The organism is Nostoc sp. GT001 (assembly GCF_030382115.1).
Classification (GTDB): domain Bacteria; phylum Cyanobacteriota; class Cyanobacteriia; order Cyanobacteriales; family Nostocaceae; genus Nostoc.
Genome location: NZ_JAUDRJ010000003.1, coordinates 210,397 through 223,499 on the forward strand (window position 1 = coordinate 210,397; position 13,103 = coordinate 223,499).

Annotated in this window: 11 protein-coding genes; 6 read left to right on the forward strand and 5 right to left on the reverse strand. The window is 39.9% G+C overall.

Annotation, left to right across the window (positions count from 1 at the left end; translation table 11 throughout):
• Positions 1-8 precede the first annotated feature (8 nt).
• On the forward strand, positions 9-1,091 hold the full coding sequence (locus QUD05_RS03510; RefSeq protein WP_289799870.1) for an ATP-dependent 6-phosphofructokinase: 1,083 nt from the start codon (positions 9-11) through the stop codon (positions 1,089-1,091).
• 73 nt (positions 1,092-1,164) lie between these two features.
• Here QUD05_RS03510 and QUD05_RS03515 read toward each other — a convergent pair whose 3' ends face one another.
• Complete coding sequence (locus QUD05_RS03515) at positions 1,165-2,292, reverse strand: succinylglutamate desuccinylase/aspartoacylase family protein (RefSeq protein WP_289794889.1); 1,128 nt, start codon at positions 2,290-2,292, stop codon at positions 1,165-1,167.
• A gap of 553 nt (positions 2,293-2,845) precedes the next feature.
• On the opposite strand from QUD05_RS03515, the gene QUD05_RS03520 reads away from it, so the two are divergent.
• Positions 2,846-3,931 carry a cytochrome P450 gene (locus tag QUD05_RS03520; RefSeq protein WP_502911425.1) on the forward strand — a complete coding sequence of 362 codons (1,086 nt, stop codon included), beginning with the start codon at positions 2,846-2,848 and terminating at the stop codon, positions 3,929-3,931.
• Between the two features lie 40 nt (positions 3,932-3,971).
• Here the strand turns inward: QUD05_RS03520 and QUD05_RS03525 are convergent, their stop codons facing one another.
• From QUD05_RS03525 to QUD05_RS03535, 3 genes are all read right to left on the reverse strand, one after another.
• Positions 3,972-4,610 carry a histidine phosphatase family protein gene (locus QUD05_RS03525; RefSeq protein ID WP_289794891.1) on the reverse strand — a complete coding sequence of 213 codons (639 nt, stop codon included), beginning with the start codon at positions 4,608-4,610 and terminating at the stop codon, positions 3,972-3,974.
• A 457-nt stretch (positions 4,611-5,067) separates the two neighbouring features.
• Entirely contained in the window at positions 5,068-5,250 is a 183-nt protein-coding gene (locus QUD05_RS03530) for a CsbD family protein (protein ID WP_069070399.1), read from the reverse strand.
• Between the two features lie 349 nt (positions 5,251-5,599).
• Positions 5,600-6,064 carry a hypothetical protein gene (locus tag QUD05_RS03535; RefSeq protein ID WP_289794892.1) on the reverse strand — a complete coding sequence of 155 codons (465 nt, stop codon included), beginning with the start codon at positions 6,062-6,064 and terminating at the stop codon, positions 5,600-5,602.
• Positions 6,065-6,317: 253 nt separating this feature from the next.
• Here QUD05_RS03535 and uvrB point away from each other — a divergent pair, with 253 nt between their 5' ends.
• Positions 6,318-8,315 (forward strand): excinuclease ABC subunit UvrB, encoded by a 1,998-nt coding sequence (gene uvrB, locus QUD05_RS03540; protein WP_289794893.1) that lies wholly within the window; start codon positions 6,318-6,320, stop codon positions 8,313-8,315.
• Between the two features lie 374 nt (positions 8,316-8,689).
• On the opposite strand, the gene QUD05_RS03545 is transcribed toward uvrB, so the two are convergent.
• On the reverse strand, positions 8,690-9,334 hold the full coding sequence (locus QUD05_RS03545; RefSeq protein WP_289794894.1) for a calcium-binding protein: 645 nt from the start codon (positions 9,332-9,334) through the stop codon (positions 8,690-8,692).
• A gap of 66 nt (positions 9,335-9,400) precedes the next feature.
• Between QUD05_RS03545 and QUD05_RS03550 the strand changes: the two genes are divergently transcribed.
• From QUD05_RS03550 to QUD05_RS03560, 3 genes are all read left to right on the forward strand, one after another.
• Positions 9,401-9,682 carry an ACP S-malonyltransferase gene (locus tag QUD05_RS03550; protein ID WP_289794895.1) on the forward strand — a complete coding sequence of 94 codons (282 nt, stop codon included), beginning with the start codon at positions 9,401-9,403 and terminating at the stop codon, positions 9,680-9,682.
• 76 nt (positions 9,683-9,758) lie between these two features.
• Complete coding sequence (locus QUD05_RS03555; protein WP_289794896.1) at positions 9,759-10,343, forward strand: Uma2 family endonuclease; 585 nt, start codon at positions 9,759-9,761, stop codon at positions 10,341-10,343.
• Positions 10,344-10,714: 371 nt separating this feature from the next.
• Positions 10,715-12,994: a DEAD/DEAH box helicase family protein gene (locus QUD05_RS03560; RefSeq protein ID WP_289794897.1), complete on the forward strand. Its 2,280-nt coding sequence runs from the start codon at positions 10,715-10,717 to the stop codon at positions 12,992-12,994.
• Positions 12,995-13,103: the final 109 nt, after the last annotated feature.

Here is a 13,103-nt window from a genome sequence, read left to right on the forward strand (position 1 = left end):
TAAAAAATGTGGGAGAACCCAAACGCATAGGAATTCTGACGAGTGGAGGTGATTGTTCTGGCTTAAATGCTGTGATTAGGGCTGTAGTAAATTGTGCTGTAAATACTTACGGCTGGGAGGTTTTGGGAATCCGTCAAGCGACTCTAGGATTAATGGCGCGTCCGCCACAATTCACCAAGCTGGAAGTTGATCAAGTTGACTCGTTGTTAACTGCGGGTGGCACAATGTTGGGGACGACCAATAAAGGCGACCCTTTTGCCTTTCCAATGGCGGATGGAAGTTTATGCGATCGCTCCGAAGAAATTATTGCAGGTTATCATGAACTAGGTTTAGACGCTTTGATTGGTATCGGTGGCGATGGTAGCTTGGCAATTTTGCGTCGCCTTGCTCAACAAGGTGGTATTAATCTAGTCGGTATTCCTAAAACCATTGATAACGATATTGGCGTTACTGAACACGCCATTGGTTTTGATACAGCAGTAAATATTGCCACAGAAGCACTAGATCGATTACATTTTACTGCTGCAAGTCATAGCCGAGTCATGATTTTGGAAGTGATGGGGCGTGATGCTGGACACATAGCAATAGCTGCGGGAATTGCAGGGGGAGCAAATGTAATTTTAATTCCCGAAATCCCTTATACAGTTGAGCATATTTGCCACAAAATCAAAGAACGCCAAGAGAAAGGCAAAAACTATTGTTTGATTATTGTTTCCGAAGCAGTTCGTACTCAAGATGGCGAAAATGTGACGATTACCAATCGCTTAGGTCAATCTCGATACGGTGGGATTGGCGAATATTTAGCCGATGAAATTATTCAGCACATCGGTGTAGAAACGCGAGTCACAGTTTTAGGACATATTCAACGGGGTGGAACTGCTTCACCACTAGATAGATTAGTTGCAACAGCCTTTGGCGTAGCAGCAGTTAATCTAATTGCCGAAGAGCGATACGATCGCATGGTGACATGGCAAAATCGCCAAGTATTAAGTGTACCAATTACAGAAGCGATCGCTCAATATAGTGCCGTCGATCCCAATGGTACTTTAGTTAAAACTGCTCGTGGTATGAGTATTTATTTGGGAGACTGAATTGAGTGCTGAGTGGTAAGTGAGGAGTGAGGAGTGAGGAGTTAAAAAACTCTAAACTCCCGATGAACAATGACTAACTAACAATTCCTAAAACAAACTCGCCTTCATTCACAGCTTGATTGGTTGCGACATCATAAACTAAGCCATCATGTTGAGCGCAGACATCGATTACAGTAGGTAGCTTACCTTCTTTATTAAAACTGAGAATTTGATAGAGTTTGTCTCCAGCTTTTACTGAAGTGCCTAATTCTATTCTGGATTGAATCATACCACCTGCGATCGCATAATATTTTTTCCGATTGCTGCTAGATACAAAAATCATTTCATGGGTTTTTGTATCACCTGAGAAATCAGGCATTTGCAGTACGCTTTTTTGTGATAAATAACTTTTCACACCTCGTACACCTTTGGCGACTGAATCAGGGTTCATTTGCATTCCTGCTCCTAATTCTAGTGTCCAAGCTTCCACATCAAACTTGATATCTCTACCCAATTCTTTAAAACAAACTTCTAGCGCTAACCAAGGTTTGATAAAAGCTTCATCAAAAGCATCACCATCATATTTATCAAGTAATATTCCAAAATCAAGTAGGAAGTATTTTGCACTGTCTTCTCGATTTCGGAAGTAATAAACGTAGTCTAAAGCTTGATTTGTAGAACTATGTAAATCAATTAAGTAGTCTGCATCTAAACTCAGATTTTGTAGTTTATAGCCAAAAAGCTCAGTGTAAGGCACACTACTGGGAGAATTAATTTTTTCTAAAATTTTGGCAAATTCTTGCTTAATTATAGTTAGATAATTTTGTCGAATGACCTCTAAATCAAGATGAAGTTGAGATTTAGTAAAAGCGACTAAATTATTAGCTTGTTTCTCGTAGTCCCAAAATATGCGATTCCAGTCTTTGGCTTCGTAAATACAGTAACGCCCAGGGGAAAAATGATGAGCGCGTTCATTCGTCCCCATTGGATTACAAACGGGAACTAACCAAATTTCTCCAGTTAAATCTGTATCATTTATTGTTAATAAAAACTCAATTAGCTGGTGAATAACGGCATTACCAGCAATTTCTGCACCGTGCAGATTAGATTGAATGTAAACCTTTTTACCAGGTTGAGCGCCAATGAATTTGTATATTTGTAAGTAGAGGCGCTCGCCTGAAGCCATTTGACGTAATAAAATTGTTTCAATAACTGGCTGCATAAAAATTTGAATAAATTATGACTGTATCTGTACTAAATCAAAATCCACACAAACCCAAATCATACCAAGTATTTTCGTAAGGGAAGCAGTTGCAATTATTTGAGCTAGTGTGTCGCAGTACAGACGAAGCAACCTGAATGTTGCTTTTGCTCTGGGATACTACCAGATATAGAATTATTGAGCTATACAGCACTTCCGGCAGCTATGAGGTACATCCTCAAAGCTGAAAGCTATGATAGAAAAGGGCAAAAAGAAAAACTGTACTGTATTGCATAATAGCTGTCAGTGCTTTAACCCAAGTTTTTCTAGTCCTCTTCTAGAGGACTTGCACCATTAGACAGGGAATTCTATTCCCTGGCGGTCTGTATTGCATAATAGCTGTCAGTGCTGTATCCTTAATCGCTTCTAACTCATGTCGTCACTCAGTAATCTAGAACAAGACCGATACAATCTATCTGCCCCAGAAGTACTGGCCAATCCCTATCCTACTTACCGCCGTATTTTATTAGAAGATCCTGTTTACTGGAGTGATTTTTTTGGGGGCTGGTATCTAATGCGCTATAAAGATGTTGCCGCAGCTATGCAAGACAAACGGATTTCGGCCAAGCGTCCGCCTATTAGTAAAATACCAGAATCAGAGCAACAGAATATACTTCCCCTTCTGGAAACTCTATCAAAATGGATTCTATTTTGCGANCCCCCAGAACACACGCGTCTGCGTGCGTTGTTTAACAAGGCATTCACTCCTAGTATCATTAGCAGCATGGCAGAGCGAATTCAGACGCTAGTAGACGAACTAATTGATAGTGTCTATGAGCAGGGTAACATGAATATTATTCATGATTTAGCTTACCCAATGCCCGCGATCGTCATCGCCCAAATGCTGGGCGCAAAGTCCGAAGACTGGGAACAGTTTAAGAAATGGTCTGACGATTTGGCAAGATTTTTTGGCATGTTCCGCATGAAGCCAGAAATTTTGACTAGCGCTCAACAAAGTATTATTGAAATGACCGAATATTTCCGCCACATCCTTGAAGAACGTCGTTACAATCCCCAAGATGATCTCATGAGTAGCCTCATTTTTGCACAAGAAAAGGGAAATTCTCTGGATGACGACGAAATTTTATCCAATTGCGTTTTCTTAACTTTTGCGGGTCATGAAACTACCACCAACTTGATTGCTAACGGCTTACTTGCTTTACTCAAAAATCCTAGTCAAATGCAAAAGTTAAAGGATGACCCCTCACTAATTACAACTACTGTAGAAGAGTTTTTGCGCTATGACAGCCCAGTACAACGTCAAGCCCGCATAGCAGTTACCAATCTCGAAATTGATGGCAAACAAATTAGCCAAGGGCAACGCCTATTTCTGGTAATTGGTGCTGCCAACCGTGACCCTGAGCAATTTTTAGACCCCGATAAATTAGACATTACACGCCCTGAAAACCCACACTTGGCATTTGGAAAAGGAACCCACTTTTGCCTCGGTGCATCTCTTGGCAGACTTGAAGCACAAATTGCCATTAATACCATTGTGCGCCGCCTTAGTAATCTCCACTTGGATACAGATCGAATTGAATGGCATCAAAATCCATCCTTGCGAGGTATGAAATCAATGCCTGTAGCTTTTAATCCCTAAAATGATCCCCTAGTGAGAGTAATGCAATGTCAGTGACTCCTCACGTTCCTGGTAAATTTCGCAAACGCTCATCCAAATGACTACGGTCTGCCAGAACCTTTAACAGCGTCCCGTGCGAGGTAAATTCTACAATACTGACCGAAGCAACAGGACATCCCAAACGAAAACGGAAGCGTCCCACATCAATCCCCAGTAAACTACACAGAATAATTCTAATAGTTGCCTTGTGCGACACAACTAAAACATTGCCACTACTGTAATTTTGCTTGATTTCTTCAATTACCTGCAAGGCGCGATAAGCAATTGTAACAGCCATTTCTCCACCACTGGGAGCATTCCAAGCCGGATCTGCTGACCAGCGAATATAATCATCGTGATATTCACGCATAATTACTTCTGGAGTTTTTCCTTCCCACAAGCCATAGTTAATTTCCTTCAAACCATCTCTGAGTTGTGGTTCTATTCCTATTGCTTCATACAACGGTTTTGCTGTCAATACAGTTCGCTGCATTGGACTACAAAATATTGCTGTCCAATCCTTAGAAGTATATGCATCAGCAAAAGCCTTTGCCATCTCCAACCCTTCTGGGGTAAGCTCTGAGTCTATAGAACCGCAAAAGGAGTTATTGCGGCTGCATTCTGTCTGTCCGTGACGGAGGAAATAAAGAGTTAGGCTCACGGTATATTCTCATTGATTGTGAATTTAAGAGCGCTAACAATCAGATGTAGCTGAAGATAGTTAATGCCCGTGCTATAGTACTATAATTTAATGATGTTTAGAATAATCTTCAGATTGAACAAAGTTATTACAGCTACGCCCGTCTTAGATATTACGCTACTCTGCTAATATCATCAGCAGTCATTCAGTTGGATTTATGTGTTAATTCAAATAATTAATATAGTTTAGTTATTTCTTAATCTTAAATTAAATAAAATAAATAAAATTAATTGGAGGTGTAGAGACGTGATTAATCACGTCTCTACACCTTCCAATCAAGCTATACTCTATTCTTTAACCCCTGTCCAGAGGATATCAAAAGAGTTTAGCTTGGTTCTTTAACAATTCAAATTTTTCTGCAAAAATGGAATCCACCCCATTTATATCCCTAGATTTTCTGCAAAAAAATTATGAATTATTAGTCAATGTTTTTCTTGACATTATCTTTTACGTCTTCAATTCCGTGACGTACTTCGCTTTCAGCTTGCTTTGCTTTACCTTTAGCTTTATCTTCTGGATCTCCAGTGATATTTCCTAATGCTTCTTGGGCTTTACCTTCAACATTTTTAGCAGCAGCCTTTGCGCGATCTTCGATGCTCATTTTGATACTCCTAATTTTATTAAAAATTAATTTCAAAGCTATAAAATAACTTTGAAATCTTTTGTAATTACTTATAAAGAGTAGCTTAAAGTTTTTGCTAAAGCCTTCCACCACAAGGCATATTAAATAATTTGTAATTCGTAATTTGTAATTCGTAATTAAGAAAGGTAGTTGTAGTAAGCATTCTGGCTGTTGGTTGAATGTAAAATAAAATACGAAGAGTTTAGTTACCTATGCTAAAAGACATAGAACAAATGTCAATATGGTAATCCCTGCTTTTGACTGTTTAAATAAAAAAACCAGTTTCTATACGAAACTGGGTTAATAAAGTTATGGGGATGTTTTTTATTTAATCTAGAAAACCCATCAGGGTTTCAGAATTGTCAATCTCATTTGGTGCTATCGGACGATTACCGAATGTTGAATAGCTGTCAGAAATCACCAATGAACTTGAAGAAATTGGACGAATCCCAGAGAGGTTGATACTTTCAACGACTTGGAATGTATTAGCGCCAATTGGACGAATACCCATTGCGTTATAGGTTTCAACTACTTCTAACGTACTGGTGCTAACGGGACGCACCCCAGAAATTGAAAGGTGTTCAGCAACTTCTAAGTCGCTAGCGCCTATGGGACGAATTCCAGAAATGGCGAGTGTTCCAGAAGCTCCTACTGGCAGTTCATTAACTTCCTCGATTTTATCTGCATTCAAGCTCTGATCTTGTTGATTTTCAACTCCCTCTGTGGTTTCCCCTGGAGACTTGGCAGGCTTTTGCCGAGAACTGATTGCTTTGCCAGCGTTGCTAATAGTCATAAACGAACACCTCTGGTTTGTTAATTGAATTTTACAATAATTAAGGAAAGATGAAATTTTTTCCCATATATATTAGAGTTTAACCTTAAAAAACCTCACATAGATATAAGTATCTTTAAAACTGATACATAAGTAAATTTAAATTAATAATTTTTGTAACCAACTATTACTATTTATTTGTTCTATTAAGCCAGCTACAATGGATACAGGGCGGAATCGTCACCATGAGATAGGGTATTTACAGCAAAACTGTATGACAGAATTTTGTCTTCAAGCTCCCTTTAGTCCCACAGGCGATCAACCACAAGCGATCGCTAAGCTTTCTGCTAGTATCCAATCAGGCAATCGTTACCAAACTTTACTAGGAGCCACTGGAACTGGTAAGACATTTTCGGTAGCAGCAGTTATTGAGAAAATTGGCAAGCCGACTTTAGTTCTGGCACATAACAAAACCCTTGCTGCACAGCTTTGTAACGAGTTGCGGGATTTCTTCCCAAACAACGCAGTCGAGTATTTTGTCAGCTACTACGATTATTATCAGCCAGAAGCGTATATTCCCGTCACCGATACTTATATTGAAAAAACAGCGGCGATTAATGATGAAATAGATATGTTGCGGCATTCAGCGACGCGATCGCTTTTTGAACGCCGTGATGTCATTGTCGTTGCTTCCATCAGTTGCATCTACGGTTTGGGAATGCCAGCAGAATATCTGAAAGCTGCCATCCCTCTTCAGATAGGTATGGAAGTAAATCAACGCCAAATTTTACGGGATTTGGCAAATGTTCAATATAGCCGCAACGACATAGAAATGGGCCGAGGGAAGTTTCGCGTCCGAGGTGATGTTTTAGAAATTGGCCCAGCTTATGAAGACCGAATTATTCGCGTCGAATTTTTTGGTGATGAAATAGACGCGATTCGCTATATTGACCCAGTTACAGGGGAAATTCTCAAAAGTTTGGAAGCGGTGAATGTTTACCCTGCACGTCACTTTGTCACCCCAGAAGAACGCTTAGAAGGAGCTTGTCACGACATCGCCGCCGAGTTAAAACAGCAAAAACTAGACTTAGAACAAGCTGGGAAACTATTAGAAGCCCAACGCATAGATCAACGTACACGCTATGACCTAGAAATGCTGCGCGAAGTAGGTTACTGCAACGGTGTCGAGAACTATTCACGTCACTTAGCAGGAAGACAAGCTGGAGAATCACCAGAATGTTTAATTGATTATTTTCCTAAAGATTGGCTATTAATTATCGATGAATCTCACGTTACTGTACCCCAAATTCGCGGCATGTATAACGGCGATCAAGCGAGAAAAAAAGTTTTAATTGAACATGGATTTCGCCTTCCTAGCGCTGCTGATAACCGTCCTTTGAAAGCTGAAGAATTTTGGCAAAAGGTAAACCAGTGTATTTTTGTTTCCGCAACTCCCGGAAATTGGGAAATAGAAGTTTCTGAAGATCATGTAGTTGAGCAAGTGATTCGACCAACTGGGGTAGTTGATCCAGAAATTTCTGTGCGTCCTACAGAAGGACAAATTGATGATTTATTGGGAGAAATTAAAGATAGAGCCGATCGCCATGAACGAGTGTTAATTACCACATTAACTAAACGGATGGCGGAAGATTTAACTGAATATTTGCAAGACCACGGTATCAGGGTACGGTATTTACATTCCGAGATTACTTCTATTGAGCGCATTGAAATTTTGCAGAACTTGCGCGAAGGTAAATTTGATGTTTTGGTTGGTGTGAATTTGCTGCGGGAAGGTTTGGATTTACCCGAAGTTTCATTAGTGGCAATTATGGATGCAGATAAAGAAGGTTTTTTGAGAACAGAGCGTTCTTTAATTCAAACTATTGGTAGAGCTGCGCGTCACGTCCAGGGACAAGCGATTTTGTACGCCGATAATATGACGGGTAGCATGATTAAAGCTATTGATGAAACAGATAGGCGGCGTGGGATTCAAACGGCACATAATCGACTGCATGGAATTACACCGCAACCAATTGTGAAAAAATCAAGTAATGCGATTTTGGCTTTTTTAGATGTATCTCGGCGGTTGAATGCAACTGATTTGAAAGTAGTAGATGAACATCTAGATGAACTGCCATTAGAACAGATTCCAGGGTTGATTACTCTGTTAGAAGCGCAGATGAAAGAAGCGGCGAAGAAACTGGAATTTGAAGAGGCGGGTAAATTGCGCGATCGCATTAAACATCTGCGGGATAAAATGTTAGGACGTTAACGTGAATCTTATGCTCATGAATATTCACCTAATTAGCGTTCAAGTTGTTAGCAAGAAGCGATAATGGATCAGATGCCATTTACGTTTTAAGAGGTAACCGCTCAATAATCCGGGGTAAATCGCTCAGTGACAAGGCTCAAATGGCGTAAACTCTTTCTTGAACTGGTAGTTCGCCCCGATTTATTGAGCGGATACGTTAAATTGTTATTTGTTTCTGACCACCAGTGGTAATAAGTTAGACCACGAATTAAATCACGCTCGTTAGATAGTAGCTTGCAACGTTGAAATAAAACGGACTCTAGCTCATCTAAGGAATCAAATGACTGATTAGCGATCGCCTGATTCGTGACAGGCTATAACCGCACACACGGTTTCTAGAAAATGATGATGGCACCATTGAAAACCGCGAATGAGCTGAAAATAGAGGAAACTGTCGCAATCTGAGTGTCTTCAACGAACAGTGCGCCTGTACTTACGTTGGTCGTAATCGCATCGAGAGCGTCTATATCTATTCCGAAACCTTCGGCGGAAATCCAAATCTCATCAGTTAAGTATCTGAAGTCAGTGATAGTATCAATTCCTTCATCTGGGGAATTAAAGTAAAATCTATCGGCACCGTCTCCGCCTGTAAGTATGTCCCTGCCCAAGCCTCCAACTAGGACGTCATCACTGACATTACCTTGTAACACGTCATTGCCATCATTGCCAATCAGGCTATCATTGCCAGCGCCACCGAAAAGGTTGTCAGCACCCGCCCCACCTTCTAAGGTGTCATTACGGGTGCCGCCAGTCAGCACGTCGTTGCCATTATTGCCAATCAGTCTATCATTGCCAGCGCTACCCAAAAGGCTGTCATTACCAGTACCACCATTTAAGATATCGTCACCAGAACTGCCATTCAGGGTGTCATTACCAGACGGGCTATCAGCATTGCCACCCCTAGCCCATCCATATAATATGTCATTTTCCGAAGTTCCATTTATTGTGTCAGAACCTGTGGTGCCGTAGATAGTTGCCATTTTTGTTTTTTCCTAACTTTCCTAATTGATGTTCAGGGCAAAAGTCAGTTTATCACATTAGCAGAAATGGATTTATCGATCAACAATGATGACAGGGTTGTTTGGCGATTAGCTCAGGAAAATCAGATGATTTTGCTTACAGCTAATCGCAGCATGAAAGGGAAAGATTCGCTCGAACAAGTCATACGTGAAGAAAATACCTTAGCATCGTTACCCGTAATTACGATTGGCAATGCCGATCGACTGCTAAACGACTCTGAATATCGAGGTCAGTGTGTTGAAAGTCTGATTGAAATTGTGCTTGATATTGATAGTTATCGAGGTGCAAGGCGAATCTTCATCCCGTAATGTGGTTAACTATTCGTTCATTGCGATCGCATTAAACATCTGCGGGATAAAATGTTAGGACGTTAACGTGAATCTTATGCTAACCAATATTCGCCTAATTAGTGTTCGAGAATATCACCAAATGGCGGAAATGGGTATTTTTCATCCTGAAGAACGCTTAGAATTAATCGCGGGACAAATTATCAGAATGTCAGCAAAAGGTACTGCTCACGAATCAGCGATTACCCGCACAGAAAGATTATTAGGTCAACGTTTGGGTGACAAAGTTTTATTAAGAATCCAATCACCAGTGCAACTTGATGATTATTCGGAACCAGAACCAGATATTTCAGTGGTGAAGCTGAATCCATTAGATTATGAGGATCACCATCCCAATGCTTCCGAAGTGTTTTTACTGATTGAAATAGCTGATTCCAGTCTCAAATATGATCGAGAGGTGAAAGCGATGGCTTCGCCAACGCCAAGGGCGATCGCATACTCTAATTCAGGTATTATTGAGTACTGGATTTTAGATGTGAATGGACGCAAGTTGTATATGTATCGTCTCCCTAGTCCAGACGGATATCACAGTGAGAGCATACTTGCAGAGGACGTGACAATTTCACCTTTAGCTTTCCCTGATTGTGCGATCGCTATTCGGGAATTATTGCGAAAAATCTAGGAGGCGATCGCCAGAAAGCATCTGCGAAATAAAATGCTAGAGCATTAGTGCTTGGTTAAAGTAGCAATTCGGTGGATGTAGAAATAGCGATGTCTACGACGGGCTACCCTTACGCTGATTTGTACCGCTAAGTGCAGTTTTAAACCGGAACTAGCGATGAAGATGCATAGATGTGCCCAGATGAGGCGGCGCAGCCGAAAACTTATCTATTAGTATCAAGTATTTATCTACCTTGACGTTATGCGTGGGGCAATTGCACTGAGATTGTTATTGATTGCCTTGAAATCGGGAACACTGTGATTAAGGGTGCTGCAAGGTTGTGAGCAATTGAACAAAACCCAAATCCATAATTATCTTTGGTTTCCACTACTATGCAAACAGTTGAAGTTGAGTATTCAGGTCAGATCCAAGTTAATGCAGGCAAAAATCCTAGACAACTTTACGCTCACCAGAACGAGGCAATCAAAGCACTGGATCAAAAAAACAAGTCTCCATTTGAAGGCTTACTAGTTTTGCCTACGGGTGGTGGAAAAACTTTGATAGCGATTAATTGGTTACTACGTAATTTTATAGATAAGCGAAAAAAAGTTTTGTGGATTGCTCATCGGCATGAGTTACTTGACCAAGCCTTTGAGACGTTGAAATTTAGTGCCGATCCTTCATTGCTCAATAATGTTGAAAAGTTTAGATATCGTGTGATTTCCGGTCATCCTAAACATGATCGTCCTGTTAATATTCAACCAAGTGACGATATTATTATTGCTAGTAAAGATAGTCTAAATAGTGGATTAAACCACCTCCTAAACAATTGGGTTAAACATTCTGATGCAGTTCTATTGGTAGTTGATGAAGCACACCACTCAACAGCAAAAACTTATCGAAAACTAATTGACGACATCAAGCAAAACTTTAAAGATAGAGGCAAGGCAGATAGTTTTAGAATGTTGGGGTTGACAGCGACTCCATTCAGAACAGATAAAGGTGAACAAGGTCTACTTAAAAAAGTCTTTCCTGACGACATTATCTTTTCAGAACATTTAAGAACACTCATTACTAGAGGAATTCTTGCTGAACCAATTTTCGAGAACTTAGAAACAGAACTAGATTTTTATCGGGAATTGACCGATAAAGACATCAAAGCGATCGAAAATTTTGACAAGCTTCCCAAAAAAATTGCCGAAAAGATCGCAATGTCTAATATCCGTAACAAACGGATTGTTGATCACTACGTTGAGCATCAAGATAAGTATAAACCACTATTAGTTTTTGCAGTTGATATTCAACACGCGATCGCATTAAATAGCTTATTTCAGAAACGAGGGATTAACTCTGATTTTGTAGCGTCAAAAATATCAGATGCAAATACAGGAGCTACAGTTTCTGTAAAAGAAAATGCTGAGAAAATCAAGCGATTTAGAAGAGGAGAGCTTGAAGTACTCATTAATGTAGAGATGTTAACTGAGGGAACCGATTTACCCAATATTCAAACTGTTTTTCTGACTCGCCCAACTACTTCTACGATTCTAATGACACAGATGATAGGTAGAGCCTTACGTGGGCAGAAGGCAGGTGGTACAGAAAAAGCTTATGTTGTAAGCTTTATTGACAATTGGGAAGACAAGATTAACTGGGTCAATCCTGAGACGTTGATTGTAAAAGAGGGGGCAGAATTCCCCGGCGATAAAGATATCGAGACAATGAAGAGAATTGCTCGACTTATCTCTATTGAAAAGATTGAAGAATTTACCCGCATGATGGATGATTCTATCGATCTTACTGACTGGGAAAAATTAGATTTTTTGAGACGAATTCCCGTTGGAATTTATTGTTTCTCTATTCTTGAACCTTCTGAATCAGATGAACCTGTATCTAGAAACTATGATGTACTTCTATATAATGATACAGAAGAGGCTTATGATAGCTTCGTCAATGATTTAGAGGCTGTATTTAAGAGCGTTGATATCGAAAACAGAGAGATATTAACTGACGAAGAACTTGAATATCTGCTGCAACTCACAAAGAAACTTTATTTTCCCGATCATTCATTCCTACTTGGCTATAGAGATGCTGATGTTGAGAACATTCTACGTTTCTACGCTCAAAAACAGATGGAGCCAGAATTTATTGCGTTTAGTGAACGTAGAAAGTGTGATTTGTCAATTGTAGCGAGGCATATATACGAAAATGATTTAACCCTTAGACAAGTAACTGAATATCTCACTTCTCTATGGAATGACACTCAATCCTTTTGGCAAGTTCTATTTGGATATAAATATGTGTATTTCAAGAAACAAGTAGACATCGAAATTAATAAACTGCTCGGAGTTTACCCTAATGTGATAGTTACTCCACCAATCGTAATTCCTGACACAGTACCCCTAGAAAGTCTCTCACTCGTTGAAATTAGGGAGAGAGATCCAGCCGAGTATAGAGATATTAAGGATGCTGTGTTTGCTAAATATACAAATACAAAGGGATTTATTAACTGTGCTATGAGTGAGTTTAAGAGCCAGATGCGAAGGGATTTCCAAATTGATCACATCATACCGATGTCAAAAGGTGGTTTAACCACGCTAGATAATCTTCAAGTTTTATCTCGTAAAGCTCACACAGAAAAGACTCGGTTAGAAAACCTAAAAACTAGAATTTGAAGAAGCAGCAAAATTGCGCGATCGCATTAAACATTAGCAATATAAAATCCTGAAATATTACTGCTTAGTCAGGGTAGCAATAAAAAGAACGTCTTTTTCGCTATCCTAG